Source organism: Terrisphaera buseokensis, from assembly GCF_047521145.2.
Lineage (GTDB): Bacteria > Verrucomicrobiota > Verrucomicrobiia > Opitutales > Opitutaceae > ER46.
In genome coordinates this window covers 1,352,631-1,369,068 of sequence record NZ_CM134186.1, presented here as the reverse complement: position 1 = coordinate 1,369,068, position 16,438 = coordinate 1,352,631, and the positions used below count along the sequence as shown (strand labels likewise).

Annotated in this window: 10 protein-coding genes and 1 pseudogene; 10 read left to right on the top strand and 1 reads right to left on the bottom strand. The window is 65.6% G+C overall.

Features of this window, described 5'->3' with window-relative positions:
• Positions 1-249: 249 nt before the first annotated feature.
• Complete coding sequence (locus tag ACLJEU_RS04930; protein ID WP_414660679.1) at positions 250-1,692, bottom strand: sulfatase family protein; 1,443 nt, start codon at positions 1,690-1,692, stop codon at positions 250-252.
• Between the two features lie 181 nt (positions 1,693-1,873).
• Between ACLJEU_RS04930 and ACLJEU_RS04925 the strand changes: the two genes are divergently transcribed.
• The 10 genes and pseudogenes from ACLJEU_RS04925 to ACLJEU_RS04880 all read left to right on the top strand — a co-directional run bounded on the left by ACLJEU_RS04925 (position 1,874) and on the right by ACLJEU_RS04880 (position 16,288).
• Positions 1,874-3,058 (top strand): AraC family transcriptional regulator, encoded by a 1,185-nt coding sequence (locus ACLJEU_RS04925; protein WP_414660680.1) that lies wholly within the window; start codon positions 1,874-1,876, stop codon positions 3,056-3,058.
• A 180-nt stretch (positions 3,059-3,238) separates the two neighbouring features.
• The gene (locus tag ACLJEU_RS04920; RefSeq protein ID WP_457795342.1) at positions 3,239-3,973 is read left to right on the top strand and encodes a 6-phosphogluconolactonase; all 735 of its coding nucleotides are present in this window, start codon (positions 3,239-3,241) and stop codon (positions 3,971-3,973) included.
• The gene (locus tag ACLJEU_RS04915) at positions 3,970-4,941 is read left to right on the top strand and encodes an ROK family protein (RefSeq protein WP_414660682.1); all 972 of its coding nucleotides are present in this window, start codon (positions 3,970-3,972) and stop codon (positions 4,939-4,941) included. Before ACLJEU_RS04920 ends, ACLJEU_RS04915 begins: the two co-directional genes overlap by 4 nt.
• The gene (locus ACLJEU_RS04910; protein WP_414660683.1) at positions 4,938-6,029 is read left to right on the top strand and encodes a Gfo/Idh/MocA family protein; all 1,092 of its coding nucleotides are present in this window, start codon (positions 4,938-4,940) and stop codon (positions 6,027-6,029) included. The genes ACLJEU_RS04915 and ACLJEU_RS04910 overlap by 4 nt, the downstream gene beginning before the upstream one ends.
• 11 nt (positions 6,030-6,040) lie before the next feature.
• Positions 6,041-7,417 (top strand): Gfo/Idh/MocA family protein, encoded by a 1,377-nt coding sequence (locus ACLJEU_RS04905; protein WP_414660684.1) that lies wholly within the window; start codon positions 6,041-6,043, stop codon positions 7,415-7,417.
• 20 nt (positions 7,418-7,437) lie between these two features.
• Positions 7,438-8,133: pseudogene (locus tag ACLJEU_RS04900) on the top strand (3-keto-disaccharide hydrolase).
• 175 nt (positions 8,134-8,308) lie between these two features.
• On the top strand, positions 8,309-11,470 hold the full coding sequence (locus tag ACLJEU_RS04895) for a TonB-dependent receptor domain-containing protein (protein ID WP_414660685.1): 3,162 nt from the start codon (positions 8,309-8,311) through the stop codon (positions 11,468-11,470).
• A 16-nt stretch (positions 11,471-11,486) separates the two neighbouring features.
• Positions 11,487-13,853 (top strand): arylsulfatase, encoded by a 2,367-nt coding sequence (locus tag ACLJEU_RS04890; protein ID WP_414660686.1) that lies wholly within the window; start codon positions 11,487-11,489, stop codon positions 13,851-13,853.
• Between the two features lie 44 nt (positions 13,854-13,897).
• Positions 13,898-15,148: an MFS transporter gene (locus ACLJEU_RS04885; protein WP_414660687.1), complete on the top strand. Its 1,251-nt coding sequence runs from the start codon at positions 13,898-13,900 to the stop codon at positions 15,146-15,148.
• A gap of 12 nt (positions 15,149-15,160) precedes the next feature.
• A complete protein-coding gene (locus ACLJEU_RS04880; protein ID WP_414660688.1) occupies positions 15,161-16,288 on the top strand; it encodes an aminotransferase class V-fold PLP-dependent enzyme in 1,128 nt (375 codons plus the stop codon).
• The last annotated feature ends 150 nt before the right edge of the window (positions 16,289-16,438 follow it).

Sequence of the window (16,438 nt, the reverse complement as noted above, 5' to 3'; positions counted from 1 at the left end):
TTTCAACCGATACCAATCGCTCTTTGCCTTTGGACTTTAGCCGTGGCTACGAGCGCCAGCGAGTGGTCGTTCGGCCACTCGCTGGCGCTCGTAGCCACGATCGATCCAGAAGTCCAAAAGCAAGCAGCGATTGGTGTGAATGGTTCCGGCTAAGTGGGCCGTCGCTCAATCGAACGGGGTCCGGCAACGGACACGTTCGCGCCGTTGGATTCGATTGAAGCTGTCAGGATGCGTTGCGGACAGGTGTTCTCACTGCACCGTGTTGCGATACGCCGCGTGGTAGGGATAGGCGTCCCACGGTGCCGGACGACCGAGGCCCCGCGGGTCGCCGGTGGCGCGCAAGTACTCCAACAGATCCGCCGCGAGTTTTCGCTGGGCCGCCGTGTAGCCTGGCTGCCCGGCGACGTTGCGCAGCTGCTCCGGGTCCTTCCGCAGATCGTAGAGTTCCTCCGCCGGACGCTTGCCAAACGAGAGATCAAACAGGGCCTTGTGCGCCGGGTCGTTTCGGTTCTCGTACAAGAACGACTTCGTGGCGCATCGGTCGATATCCGCATAGATGCCCTGCGTCGGATGGACGAAGTCCGGATCCCCGGCTGGCCAGCGGTCGGGTTCGTAGTTGCGAATATAAAGGAAGTCGTCGGTGCGGATGGTTCGCATCGGATACCCCAGCCCACCGCGCCGGGCCCACGCGTGCCGCTCCCGGGCGGTAAACACGCGGTCGCGGCGCGGATCGATCCGGCCGGAGCCCTCCGCCTTCAGAATCGGCATCAGGCTGCGCGCGGTCATCGCCGACGGCACCGGCACCCCGGCGATCTCCAGAAACGTGGGCGCGAGGTCGATGAGATTGACGAAGTCGTCGACCGTGCGCCCCGCCTTGATGCCCTGGCCCCAGCGCATCGCCATGAACATGTGGGTGCCGTAGTCATAGACATTTGGATATCCACGGGGAAGATCCATCCCGTTGTCGGCGGTGAATACGATCAGCGTGTTTTCCAGCTGACCGGAACGTTCCAGCGCCTCGAGCATGTCACCCATGGCGGCATCGAGGCGACGCAGCCGCTGAAAATAATAATAGAAATCGTCGCGGGTCGCCTGGACGTCCGGCAGAAACGCCGGAATCCGGAAGTGGTCGAGGTCGACGCCCTCCTTCACGACCGGCTTGCCCAGAGGATTGGAATACACGTCGCCATACCAAAAGCAGAACGGCTGCGCCGCGGGTTGCTCGGCGAGAAATTCGCGGAAGCCGGCGAACTTATCTCCGGCGGGATTGCGCGTCCGTCCGCCGGCCTCAAGCGACCCGGGAGCCCAGCCCTTGCCGGTGTAGCCGACGCGATAGCCGGCCTGCTCCAACAACGCAGGATACGTGGGCAGCTGGCCGGGCAGCGAGCCGTGCAGATTGGCGCCCTCCGCGAGCCGCCAGATGTCCTGGCCCGTGAGGATGCCCGAGCGGGACGGAGCGCAGGACGGTGCGCAGCTGAACGCATTCCGAAACACGACGCCCTCGCGCGCGATGCGCTCGAAATTTGGCGCCTGGATGGCGTTGCAACCATACGACGGGAGGTGGAGCCACGAGTAGTTGTCGCCGAGACAAAACAGGATGTTCGGACGGGACGGCTGGGCGGCGGACAGCAGCGGCGCGACGGCCAGCGCGAGCCAGCCGAACGCGACGAGGCAGCGGAGATTTCGTTTCATCGTTTTCAGGAAACTGCAGTTAAAGGCGTCGGGCCGCATGACATCCTAACAGAACGCGGTCAACCGACCATGCACGGACGTCCGTCGTATCCTGAGATTTCGTCCCAAAAACGGCCCCGCGGCGGGTGGCACGATTTCGCGTTGTCGCGCGCCGCGGCTTCCCCCATGCGTGGAGTTCCCCATGCTGCTTCAACGGCACGACGCGGTTTTGCCCCAGGTGGCGGTTTGCATCGACAAATCGCGCACCTATGGGCGCAAGGTCCTGCAGGGTATTGCGGACTACGCCGAAACCGTCGGGCGCTGGTCGCTGCACATCGATCCGGAAGCGACCGGTTCCTATTCGGCCGACTGGCTCGATAACTGGCGCGGCGACGGCATCCTCGCCTACGTCGAGAGCGGCGCGACCGCGAAACGATTGCGCGCGTCGAAAATCCCGGCGGTCGAGGTCTTCGGCCACCACTTGGATTTCAAGCTCCCGCAGGTGGGCAATGACGACGACGCGATCGGCGTCATGGCGGCGGAACACCTCCTGTCGTGCCGGCTCAAGCATTTTGCGTTCTGCGGCTATCAAAAGGAACTGTGGTCGGAGCGGCGCCGCAGCGGTTTCGAACGGACGATCGAGCGCCAGCAACTGCCGGTGCGTCATTTTTTCTCCCTGCGGCGCGGTGCCACGCTGGCCGTCGGCCAGCGGGACCGGGAGCAATTGATGGAATGGCTGGGCGCCCTGCGAAAGCCCGTGGGCATCATGGCGTGCAGCGACCGGCAAGGCCTGCGCCTCCTCGAGGCGTGCCGGCGGCTGAAAATCGCGGTGCCAGAGGAAGTCGCCGTGATCGGCGTGGACAACGATGAGGAGACCTGTCGGCTCGCGGACCCGCCGCTCTCCAGCGTGAAGGACAACGGCCGGAAAGTGGGCTTCGAGGCCGCGCGGTTGCTCGACCAGCTGATGGCCCGGCCGCCGCAGGCCAACGCCCTGTCGCCGCTCCTGATCCCTCCGCTCGGAGTCGCCGTCCGCCGCTCCACCGAGATGACCGCCGTGGACGATCCCCTCATCGCGATGACGCTGCGCTACATTCGGGAAAACTCCACCGCCGGGCTGCGGGTGGACGATCTGCTGACGCGGTTCAACATCTCGCGCTCGGCGCTGTATCGGAGATTTCGTGACGCGCTGAACAAGTCACCGCATGAGGAGATCCTGCGCGTGCAGCTCGAGCGGGCCAAACGCTTGCTGGACGAAAACGATTTCACGCTGGAGCACATCGCCGAGCTCAGCGGCTTTCAGCACAGCGAGTATCTCAGCGTCGCCTTCAAGCGGGAACTGGGCCTGACTCCCGGCGAATACCGGCGGAAGCTGCGACTGGGAAACTAGGCGCGCCCGCGCGAGGGGACAAAATCTCAAGAGATCAGGGACGTCATCACATGGTGGATTCGAGCCTTCCAGCTAGTATTGCAATTCATGCGGTCGAACCGCCCCACCCCTTCTTCCGACCGTGATCCCACTGCGGCCCCGCCTGGCTGGGAATGGTGCCTGTTCCCGAATGCCGAGGCGATGAGCGAAGCGGCCGCCGCCCGGTTGACGGCGGAGTTGCGCGCCAAGCCCACCGCCCTCCTCTGTCTGGCCACGGGGGCGTCGCCCAAGCGGACATATGAACTGCTGGTCGCGAGGGCCCGGACCGAACCACGACTTCACGCCCAGGCCCGCTGGATCAAACTCGACGAATGGGGCGGGCTGGCCATGGACGATCCGGGGTCGTGCGAGACGTTTCTTCGCGACACCCTGCTCGACCCGCTCGGGGTCCCACCCGAGCGCTATCGCGGGTGGCAGAGCCAGCCGACGGACGCGCAGGCCGAGTGCCACGCCATCGCGCAGTGGCTCGCGCGCCACGGACCCATCGATGTGCAGGTGCTGGGCCTGGGGGAGAACGGCCATCTCGGTTTCAACGAACCGGCGCCGGAACTCCAGCGCGGCCCGCATGTGGCGACCCTCACCCGCGAATCTCTCTCGCATGCCATGCTCCGGGAAAGTCGGAGCCAGGTCGCCTACGGTCTGACCCTGGGCATGGACGACATCCTGGGCTCGCACCGTATCCTGTTGCTCGTTACAGGTCGGCACAAGGCGCAGCAGCTCCGCCGGCTGGTGACCGGAGAAATCTCCCCGCTGTTTCCCGCCTCGCTGCTACGCCAGCATCAATCCGTCGCGATCTATTGCGATGCCGCCGCCGCCTCGCTCTGTCCGGAAGCACTGCAGGCCCCGCATTCACTCCAACCCGGGCAACCACGGTGAAGCCGCACGCTTGCGCCGTGGGCGTGGACATCGGTGGGACGAAGATCGCGGTCGGGGTGGTCGCGGCCGACGGCCGCGTGCTCGCCGAGCGGACGCTCCCGACCGACTCGCGCGCCGGCGTCCTTGACGGACTGACGCGCATCGCCGCCGCCGTCCGCGAGGTCATGCACGAAGCGAAGAAAACCAACGCGAACGTCGCCGGCCTCGGCATCGGCTGCGCCGGTCCGGTGGATCCGGTGCGCGGCGTGATCGACAATCCTCACACCCTGCCCGGCTGGCCGCGCGCCCCGATCGTCGCAGCGCTCACCCACGAACTCGGTGTGCCCGTGTGGCTGGAAAACGACGCCGACGCCGCCGCGCTCGGCGAATGCTATTACGGTGCGGGCCGGGGCCTTGATCCCGTAGTGATGCTGACGTTCGGGACGGGCGTGGGCGGTGCCGTGATTACTCGCGGCGAAATTTTCCGCGGAGTCGGCGGAGAGCATCCGGAAATCGGGCACATGCCGATCTCGTTTGCGGGCGCACCGTGTTATTGCGGCCGGAGCGGCTGTCTCGAGTCGATCGTCTCGGGCACGGCGATCGCGGAGGCTGGCAAGGCGATCGGACTGATTAACGCCGCCGCTGTTTTTGCCGCCGCAGCTGCGGGCAACGCTGAAGCCGCTGCGATCCTGAGCCACGTTCGTCGCGCTCTCGACGCCGCGATCTGGACGGTGCTCCACGCCTATTGCCCGGCCCGGATCATCCTCGGCGGCGGGCTGGTCGAAGCTCAGGAAGCGTTCTTCACTACAGCGGCCCGCACGGCGCGCGTGAATGCCCACCTGGTGGCCCACACGGCCGTCGAGATCGTGCCGGCGCGACTGGGCGCTCGCGCGGGACTCGTCGGAGCGGCGGGCTGGGCCCTGCAACGCAGCCAAGCCCACGGCCGCCCCGCCGCGCACGCACCGCATCCACCCCAACCTCTTCCATGAAACCTCCCGTGTCCGTCGGCCTGATCGGTTCCCAATTCATCTCGGCGATTCACGCGGAGTCGCTGCAACACTGCCCGCAGGCCCGCCTGGCCGCAGTGGCCTCCCCTACTCCGGGCAACGCCGCGGCCTTCGCCCGGCGTTTCGGCATTCCGCGGGCCTACACCGACTATCGCGCGCTGCTGGCGCAGCCGGAAATTCAAATGGTCGTCGTCGGCGTGCCCAATCATCTCCACTGCGAAGTGGTCCTCGCGGCGGCGGCGGCCGGAAAGCACATCGTGATCGAGAAGCCGCTCTGTCTCAACCTCGCCGAGGCGGATCGCATGATTGCCGCGTGCCGCACCGCCGGCGTGAAGTTGATGTACGCCGAGGAACTCTGTTTCGCGCCGAAGTATGTTCGCTTGAAGCAACTGCTCGACTCCGGGGCGCTGGGCGCGCCCACGCTGCTCAAGCAAACGGAGAAGCACGACGGCCCGCACGCGGCCCACTTCTGGGACGTCGAGCGCTCCGGCGGCGGGGTGACCATGGACATGGGCTGTCACGCGATTGAGTTCTTCCGCTGGATGCTCGGGCGCCCGCCCATCAAGTCGGTCTACGCCCAGCTGAGCACGCAGGTGCACGGCGCGAAAACGCGCGGCGACGACAACGCGATCCTGATCCTCGAGTTCGCCAACGGCGTGATTGGCATGGCCGAGGAGAGCTGGACGAAACTCGGCGGCATGGACGATCGCGCCGAGGTGCACGGCTCCGAGGGCGTGGCTTACGCCGACCTGCTGCACGGCAATGCCATCGAAACCTACAGCGCACGCGGCTACGAGTACGCCGTGGAGAAGGCCGGCTCCACCAAAGGATGGAGTTTCACGATCTATGAAGAGGCCTGGAACTACGGCTTCCACGCGGAAATGGCGCACTTCGTGGACTGCGTGCAGCACGACAAGACGCCCCTCGTCACCGGCGAGGACGCGCGCGTCGTGCTCGAAGTCATCTTTGCCGCCTACGAATCGGCGCGGCTCGGACGCAAGGTCGAGCTGCCGTTCGTGACGAACGCGGCCCGGCCCATCGATCTGTGGAAACCGTCCGGCGCGCGTTGAACCCAAAGACCATGGACACTCCATCACCTTCCTCCTCACCGCTCACCCGACGCCAGTTCGTCCACGCGGGAGCCCTGGCCGCCGCGGGCCTGGCGCTCGCACCGGGAACAGCCGCGGGCGCGGCGCGCTCACGAGCACCGGGTGAGAAACTCCGGGTGGGTTTTGTCGGTGTGACCGGACGGGGAGGCTCCAACCTCGGCGAGTTTACGAAGTTCACCGACGTCAGCATCAGCGCACTCTGCGATGTCGACTCGGCGCACCTCGATATGGCCGCGAAACAGTTTCCCGACGCCGCCCGCTACCGGGATTTTCGCGACATGTTCGCCCGGGAGTCGGCGCTCGACGCCGTGGTCATCTCCGTGCCCGACCACAATCACGCCGTCATCACGATGGCAGCGCTCAAGCGCGGCCTGGGCGTGTACTGCGAGAAGCCACTCACGCACACCATCCACGAAGCCCGCGCGATCGCCGCCTCGGCGCGCGCCGCCGGCGTCGCCACGCAAATGGGCAACCAGGGGATGGAGTTCGAGGGCAACCGACTGATCAACGAGTGGATCACCGCCGGTGCGATCGGGACGGTGCGCGAAGTGCACGTCTGGTCGGACCGCCCCACGTCCCGTGGCAAGCTGCCGGTCCGGTGGCCGCAAGGCACGCATCGGCCGACCGACAGCCAGACCGTGCCGGCGACGCTCGACTGGGATCTGTGGCTCGGACCCGCCCCGCAGCGTCCGTATCATTCCGAGTGGGCGAAGTTCAAATGGCGCGCATGGTGGGACTTTGGCACCGGCGGCCTCGGCGACATGGGCGTGCACAATCTCGCCCCGGTTTTTTCCGCCCTCGATCTCACGGCACCCACGAGCGTGCACGCGTCGTCGACGCCGGTGTTTCCCGAAACCTGTCCGCTGGCCTGCTCCATTCACTACAATTTTCCCGCTCACGGAAAACGTCCGCCGGTGAAGGTGCATTGGTATGACGGCGGCATCCTGCCCGAGCGGCCCGACGAACTGGAGGACGAGCGCACCTTGAATCCGGAGGACGGCATCCTCTTTGTCGGCGACGGCGGCAAACTCCTCGTGGAAGGCTGGGGCGGGCGCAGTCCCCGGCTGATCCCTGAATCGCGCATGCGCGATTTCCGCCCGCCCGCCCGCACCCTGCCGCGTTCCGTCGGTCACCATCGCGAATGGGTCGACGCCTGCAAAACCGGGTCGCCCACCCGCTCCCATTTCGACTTCGCGGCGAACCTCACTGAGAGCCTCCTCCTGGGCCTGATCTGCGTTCGCCTTGGCGGCGGCAAACTCCGGTGGGATCGCGATCGCATGCTCATCACGAACCGGCCCGAGGCCAACGAACTCCTCCACTACGCGTATCGTCCGGGCTGGAGCCTGTGAGTGCTGCAAGGCCAAGACCCATGAAGCCCCAGCCGTCTCGCTCCTGCCGCATCGCCCTCCTGCTCGTCCTCGCCGGACTCGCGACGTCCACCGTCGCCGGGTTGCCGCCGCTGCCATTGACGAGCCATCCGACAATCGACGCGCGCGACGGCTGGCGCGATCTGTTCGCCTCCGACCTCTCGAACGCGAGTTTGACGCCGGGTAGCTGGGTATTCGAAAAGGGCATACTCGCGCGCCAGGGGCCCGGCCACATCTGGACCAAGGCCGCGTACCGGGACTTCATCCTCGACCTCGAATTCCGGCTAGAAGCCGGCAGCAACAGCGGCGTCTTCCTGCGGTCGAGCGACACCGTCAACTGGCTGCAACATTCGATCGAGATCGACGTGAACGATTCGTACGGCCCCAGCCCACGCTAGGCCGGCCTCTGCGGTGCCGTGTACGATTGCGTGGTGCCAGCGAAGAATCCGATCAAGGCCCCGGGAGAATGGAATCGCATGACGATCACCTGCCAGGGCAGCAGGATTGGCGTGATCCTCAACGGTGAACGGATCGTGGACATGGATCTCGATCGCTGGACCGAGCCGCACAAAAACCCGGACGGCACGCGCAACAAATTCAACACCGCCTACCGGGACATGGCGCGCGTCGGTCCCATCGGCTTCCAGGATCATCGCGAGCCCGTCTGGTATCGCGCGATCCGGATCAAGGTGCTGTAGCCGTCGCGTCGGTCACCGCGCTGCGATCGGGCGCGTGGGCGCGGCGTCCCGCTTCAGCTGGGACAAAATCGCAGAAGTTCCGGGACACGGTTGCATGGTCGGAGCGCCGAATGCCGCTATTATCCCGGCGTACGGCGCACCCCAGCCGCACGGAATAACTGAACGCGTTGCCCACATGAAAATGAACCGTCGCCTGCTTCTGGCCCTGACGTTGCTCGGACTTGCGTCCGATTTGACGCAACCCTTCGTCCGCGCCGCCGAAACCGCCGCGGCGCGCAGCACCGGCAGCATTTCCGGTCGCGTGCAAAACGCCGTCACCGGCCAGTACCTCAACAACGCGCGGGTGACCGTGCAAGGCACCGGCCTCGTCGCCTTCACCGATCAGTCGGGCGCATACCAACTGGTGAACGTGCCCGCAGGGACAGTCACCCTCGAGGTGTTCTATACGGATCTGGATGTGCAGCGACTGCCGCTGGCGCTGAAGGGCGACGAAAACCTGAATCAGGACATCGGATTGACGAGCGTCACACGTTACGGCGCCGATCCGAACGTCGTTCGCATCAACCCATTCGTGGTCGGGTCGGACAAGGACACCGACGCCAACGCGATCGCCGTCAACGAGCAGCGGTTTGCGCCCAACATCAAGAACGTCGTCTCAACCGACGCCCAGGGCGACATCCTCGGCAGCAATGTCGGTGAGTTCATCAAGCTCCTGCCCGGAGTGTCCGGCGAGTACAGCGGCGTGGAGATGATCGGCATCTCCGTCCGCGGCCTGGGCAGCGGCCTGACGTCGTTCACGAGCAACGGGGCACCGATGGTCAGTGCGTTCTTCGTTGGCGGCGTCGCCGGCGGCGGCCGCGATTTCAACATCAACACGATGGCGATGAACGATGTTTCCCGCGTCGAGGTCACGAAGGTGCCGACGCCGTCGTCGCCGGCCGACTCGCTCGCCGGTTCGGTGAACATGGTGAGCAAGAGCGCATTTGAACGCAGCAAGCCCGAACTCCGCCTCGGCCTCAGTCTCGCCAGCAGCAGCGGCAACCTGACCTTCAAGAAAACGCCGCACTCGAATGGCGACCACGACACGATGAAGACCATGGTCGGCTTCGATTTCGACTACACGCTGCCGATCACGAAAAACTTTGGCATCGTCCTGGCGGGAATGCAGAGCAACCGGTTCAACGAACAGCAGCACACCACGCTGACCTATTCCGGCGCGGGCACTGCCACCGGGGCCTCGTTCGACCGTCCGTACCTGCAGTCGTACGCGGTCATCGACTCGCCCCGCACCCAGCGCCGCACGACCTTCGGGTTGAACGCCGACTGGCGGGTGACGCGGCACTCCGTCCTCACGCTCAACAGTCAGTGGAGCCGCTACAAGAATTACATCGGCGCGCTCACCTGGACCTTCAGTCCCGGCACGGTCGGCACGCCGACGCCCGCCACGGGCACGCCCTTCAGCTTCGGTCCCGATTTCGTCACGGGTGCCACCGGGCGCGGCTCGGTGACGATGAATGGCGGCGCCCAAACCTACGGCGGCGGCGGCACGACCATTGGGCTGAACTACCGGCTCGACGACGGCACGTGGCGCATTGAGGCGGGACTCAGCCATTCGGATTCGGAGATCTACCGCGCCAATGCCGAGAACGGGGCGTTCGGCGGATTGGCGGCGACGCTCATCAATCCGGTGCGCGTGTCGTTTGCCGGCATCAACGCGATTCGGCCCGGAATCATCCAGACGTTCGCGGCGAACAACGATCCGGTCGACGTGTACAACATCGCCAACTACACGGTGACCTCGGCGACGGATACTCCGGTCAACCACCAGAGCGGCATCGATTCGGCCAATCTGAGTCTGCGCCGCACCCTCGGCTTCCTGCCCTTTCCCGCCTCGCTGCAAATCGGCGGAACACACCGCATCCAAACGCTCGATGCGCGGCGGCGCAGCCTCACCTGGACGCACAACGGCCCGGACGGCATCGCCAGCACCGTTGAAACCGCGACGCCGTATCTGATGCAGCGCTACATCAACCAGGACTCCAACTACGGCTTCCGGAATGTGCCCTGGATCTCGCCCAGCCGGGCTTGGAGCGCACAACAGGCTCGGCCGAGCCTCTTCAGCCAGACGGCGGCCCAGGTGGTCGCCGCCGAGACCTTCCGCATCGCGAATTCCGAGTACATCGAGGAAGCGGTATCCGCGCTCTACTTACAGGCCGAGGCCAAGTTCATCGGCAACCGCCTCCGGATTCTCACGGGCGTGCGCATGGAAAAGACCACGGACGAGGGCCAGGGCATGCTCTTCAATCCGAACGCGGTGTTTGTCCAAAACCCGGATGGCACGTTTGCCCGCAACGCCCAGGGGGCCCGGATTCGAGGGACGGAGGCAGGCGCCGTCGGCTCGATGGAGGAGTTGCGACTGACCCGGACGGAGCGCGCCTACCGGGCGAACCGGACGTATGATGGCTACTACCCGAGCCTTCACGTCTCGTATGAGGTACGGGAAAACCTGCTGGTCCGCGCGGCGTATGCGAAGACCTATGGCCGGCCGGCCTTCACCGACATCATTCCGAGCGCCACGATCAACGAATTCGAGCTCGGGGCGGAGCAGGCGGCCGATCCGACGATTGCGAAAGGGTCGATCACCGTCCGCAACACCGCGCTCAAGCCGTGGACCGCGGATAACTTCGACTTGTCGGCCGAATACTACAACGCCAGCGGCGGCGTGTTGAGCGCGGGCGTGTTCCTGAAGGACATCAAAAACTTCTTTGGCGACTCCGTCCGACTGGCGACCGCGGCCGATCTGGAACTCATCGGCCTCGATCCCCGGTATGTCGGCTGGAACCTCGTCACCAAGTTCAACTCCGGCGACGCCCAGATCCGCGGCGTCGAGTTCAACCTTCGTCAATCGTTGCGCGCGCTCGGCTCATGGGGCCGGCACTTCGCCGTCTTCGCGAACGCCACCAAACTCAACCTGGAAGGAAGCGGCGAGGCCTCGTTCAGCACGTTCATTCCAAAGACGGGCAACTGGGGATTTTCGTTCAACCGCAGCCGCTTCACGTTCGTCGCGAAATGGAACTATCGCGGCCGGGACACCCGCGTGGCGCAGCCGCTCTACGGTCCCGGCGGTTTCGAGTTCTTCAAGGCGCGGACCAATCTCGATCTGAACGCTTCCTTTCAGCTGCACCGCCGGTTCTCGCTCGTCGCGAATGTGAACAACGTTTTCAACGTGCCCCAGACCATTCTGCGCTACGGGACGCTCACGCCGGAGTACGCCCGCCAGTGGCGCCGTTCCGAATACGGCGTATCCCTCGCGCTGGGACTGCGCGGGACGTTTTGATTGATCGCCTCGCACCGTGAAAGCACCCGCCGCTGTCGCTCTCGTCTTTCTCGTCACCGCCGGTCTGCTGTCCGCGGCGGCCGTTCCCTCCACCGCTTCGTCGGGCGAAGATGATTTTCGCGGCAAGATCAGCCAGGTGGCAAATGACTCCAAGCCCGACTGGCCCCGCCGTCCGACCGCTCCACGCGGCGCGCCGAATGTCCTGTTGATCCTGCTCGACGATGTCGGCTTCAGCGCCATGGGCACCTTCGGCGGCGTGGCGGCGACGCCCGTGCTCGACCAGCTCGCCGCCGAGGGCCTGCGTTACAACCGGTTTCATGTGGTCGGAATTTGTTCGCCGACCCGCGCCGCGCTGCTCGCCGGCCGCAACCATCACCGCGTCGGGTTCGGGACCATCGCACCGTGGGCCGCGGGTTTTCCCGGCTACGATTCGGTCCTGCGCAAAAAGCACGCGCTGATCCCCGAGGTGCTGCGTCGCAACGGCTACAACACGGCCGCGTTCGGCAAGTGGCACAATACACCGAGCTGGGAGATGAATCCCTCCGGACCTTTCGACCGGTGGCCGACCGGGCTCGGTTTCAACTACTACTACGGTTTCATCCAGGGCGATGTGAACCAGTACGAGCCGCCGCTCTACCGCAACACGACCCCGGTGGAGGCGCCCAAGACACCGGCGGAAGGCTATCATTTCACCACCGACATCGTGGACGAGGCGATTCGCTGGCTGCGGGTCCATGACGTCACGTCGCCCCAGAAACCCTGGTTCATGTACTTCGCCCCCGGCGCCACGCACGCTCCGATGCACGCGCCGCCGGAGTGGATCGCGCGTTACCGCGGCAAGTTCGATCAGGGCTGGGACAAGGTGCGGGAAGAGACCTTCGCCCGGCAGAAAAAACTCGGGGTGATTCCCGCCGACACCGTCCTCACGCCGCGACCGCCGGAACTGCCCGCCTGGGATTCGCTGTCGGCAGCGCAGAAACGGCTGCATGCCCGCCAGGAGGAAGTCTACGCCGGCTTTCTCGCGCACACCGACCACGAGATCGGTCGGTTGCTGCAGGTCGTGCGTCAGAGCCCACAGGGCGACAATACCCTCGTGCTCTACGTCACGGGCGACAACGGCGCCAGTGGCGAGGGCGGCATGGAGGGCACCTATGACAATTCGGTTTCCGTGGGCGTGCCGCCCCGGACGCTGGCTGAGTACAGTGAAACATTCGACGACCTCGGCGGGCCGCTCGTGTACAACCATCATCCTTCCGCATGGGGCTGGTCAACGAACACGCCGTTCAAGTGGGTGAAGCAGGTCGCGTCTCATCTCGGCGCCCTGCGCAACCCGCTCATCGTCTCGTGGCCGGCGCGGATCAAGGACCGGGGCGGCTTGCGCACGCAATTCACGCACGTGAACGACATTGCTCCCACGCTCTACGAAGCCATCGGCATCACGGCCCCGGCGGAAATCGACGGCGTTCCCCAGGAGGCGCTTGATGGGACCAGCTTCGTTTCGAGTTTCGATGATGCCAAGGCTCCGTCGACGCACCGCGTGCAGTACTTCGAGGTCGCCGGCAACCGCGCCATTTATGAGGACGGCTGGCTCGCCAGCGCGCTGCATGCGTTGCCGTGGGACGTCAGCGGGCGCACCGACGACTACGACCGCGATCGCTGGGAACTCTACCACCTCGACGAGGATTTCAGCCAGGCCCGGGACCTCGCGGCGCAGCACCCGGAGAAACTCGCCGCGTTGAAGGCGCTCTTCAATCGCGAAGCGGAGGCCAACCGAGTCTTCCCCCTCGTATCCGCCAAGACGGGACAGCTCTATCCCTTCGAGGGACGCCCGACGACCCTCGGCTGGGGGCCCAACGCCGCGGCGATTCAGGGGCGACCCGATCCGCTGCAGGGCAAGACAGAGTTTGTCTATTATCCCGACATGCCCCGCCTGCCCGGTTGGTCGGTGCCGAAACTGACCGGCTCTCATCGCCTCACGGCGACCTTCGACGCCACTCCCGGAAAAGCCGAAGGCATTCTGATTGCACAGGGCGGTCGCTACGGCGGATTCGCGTTCTACGTCAAGGACGGCCGGCTCGTCTACGAAAGCAACTTCTTCGGCCGCAGCCGTGACACCCTCATCTCCAGCGTGCCCGTGCCGGCAGGAAAAGTGGAGGCGGTCTACACCTACACGCGCGAGGCCAAGGAACCGTGGGGCGGTGGCACCGGCCGATTCTTCCTCAACGGGCAACCGGCCGGCGAGGGTAAGATCACGCACTTCTGGCCGGCCGACACTCTGGGAGTCGGGCGGCAGTTCGGCTCGCCCGTCAGTTCCAACTACCAGATCCCATTTCGCTTTACCGGCAACCTGCAGACGGTCGTGATTCGCCTGCAGAACCCTTGACGCCAGCGCGAGGCAGACGCCCCAACGACCGTGTCGATCCCATCTTGAACGTCCCGCGCCCTCCGTCGTGGAAATGGTGGATCACCGGCGTGCTGTTGCTCGCCACGACCATCAATTACATGGATCGCGTGACGCTCGGCAGCGCGTCGGTGCGAATCACGGCCGAGCTCGGACTGAGCGGCGTTCAATACGGCCACCTCGAACTCGCCTTCGGGTGGGCGTTCGCCGCGGGCTCGGTCGTCTTCGGCTTTCTCGCGGACAAGTTTCCCGTCTACTGGCTCTACCCGGCAATCCTCGGAGCGTGGTCCGTCGCCGGCATGATGACTGGCTTCACCCACGACTTCGCCGGCCTACTCATTTGCCGGACATTGCTGGGTTTCTTCGAGGCCGGGCACTGGCCGTGCGCCTTGAAGACCAGTCTCGCGCTCCTGACGGAAAAGGATCGCACGATGGGCAACAGCATCCTGCAAAGCGGAGCGTCGATTGGCGCGATCATCACGCCGCAGGTCATGCGCCTGTTGTTGACGGATGACCCGAGTTCGTGGCGATCGACGTTCGTGGTGGTCGGTACCGTCGGACTGCTGTGGGTGGCGGCGTGGTTCCTCCTGTTGCGACGAAGCGATCTCGCCCCGGCTCCCCCGGTGGCGCCCGCTGCGGTGGTCGCGCCGCCCGCGTGGTGGAGCTTTCTGCGTCACCGGCGTTTTTGGGCCGCAGCCCTGCTGATCATGGGCGCGCAGACCGTCTGGCATATCTATCGCGCCTGGCTGATGAAGTTCCTGCAAACCGGCCGGGGCTACGGCGAGGAGTTCGCGCTGAACTTCAACTCCCTTTACTTCATCGCGACCGATGTCGGCTGCCTGCTGGCGGGCGGCCTCACGCTGTGGCTGACGAAGCGCCGCGGCGTCACGCCGCATGACGCGCGCCGAACGGTCTATCTCGGAGCCTGCCTCCTGACGTCGCTGAGCGTGCTGATCCCGTGGTTGGAAAAAGGCTGGCCGCTGCTGGCCGTGCTGCTCCTCGTGGGTGCGGGTGCGCTGGCGATGTTTCCCTGCTACTACAGTTTCGTGCAGGAAATTTCGGCCGCCCACGTGGGCCGGCTCACCGGCCTGCTGGGATTGTGGGTGTGGTCCATCACGTCACCGCTGCACAGTGTGTTCGGATTGATCGTAGACCGCACCCACAGCTACGACGCGGGCCTCGTGCTGGCCGGCCTCGCGCCTTGGATCGGCGTGATCGCCATGAAGCTGCTGTGGCAACGCGACGCGACGCCCGCGCTCCCGGTTTCCCGGGCGTAACCCCCTTTCATCATGTTGACCGAAATTTCCCGTCGCCGCGATTTTCCGTCGCTGACGGCCATGACCTATCTCAACACCGCCGCGGAGAGCATCCCGCCTCAATGCGTCGGTGACGCGCTGCAGCGTTACTACGCGGACAAGATCCGCGGGATGAAAGGACGCGAGCAGCACTTCGCGGCGCTGGAAGCCTGCCGCGACGTCAGCGCGCGCCTGCTGGGCATGCAACCCGCGGAGGTCGCGTTCTGCTCCTGCAGCTCCGAAGCGTACAATCTGCTCGCATCGGCCCTCGCGTTGGGTTCCGCCGATGAGGTCGTCGTCACGGACCTCGACTTCCCGGCGGGCGCCACGCCCTGGCTGCGGGCCCGACCGGCGCCAAGCGTCCAGCTCTGGCGCGCGCGCGAAGGCGCCCTGCAGGTCGACGATCTGGCGCCGTTGTTGAGCGAAGACACGCGGCTCGTCCAGGTGTCGCTGGTCAGCTTCTACAACGGCCATCGCATCGACTGGATGCCCTTTCTTCACACCGTGCGCCGGCTGGCCCCGCGCGCGCTCATCTCCGCCGACATCACGCAGGCGTTCGGCCGCGTGGAGTTGGAATGTGCCGGGGCCGATATCGTCATCTCGAGCACGCACAAGTGGACGCTGGGCGTGCATGGCGGCTGCATCGTCGGCGTGCCGGCCGCGGGCGCAGCGCGGCTCACCACGCGTGCGGGCGGCTGGTTGCATCTGGAGAATGCCTTTGCCTCGGATCGCTTTGAACGCGCGGTGCCGAAGAGTGGCGCGGCGAGCTTTGCCGTGGGCATGCCCAGCTTTGCCGCGCTGTATGCGCTCAACGCATCGCTGCGCTACCTCGAAGGGGTCGGCATCGCCGCCATCGCCGCGCACGCGAATCCGCTCACGGCCCGCGTCGAGTCGGGCCTGCGTGCCCTCGGCCTGCAACCGCTGTGCGCGTGGCAGCCGCGGAATCCGACCGGCATCGTGGCCTTCCGCCACGAACGCAGCGCCGAGATTCACGCCGCGCTCGAACGCGAAGCCGTGCACGTCATGCACAACGCCGGACGTATCCGGATTGCCGTACACGGTTACAATACGTCCGCGGATATCGACCGCGTGCTCGCATCGCTGGCCGCCGCGCTCGCCTAGAGCCGTTTCAGTTGAACTGTAGCCGCTGTGGGCGGGGTGCCCTCACCCCGCGGGTCGATTCGATCCTACCAATCCGCGGGGTGAGGGCACCCCGCCTACATCAACCACCGGATACACTTTTTCTTAGATTGCCCTAGGGCGCGCGGATCA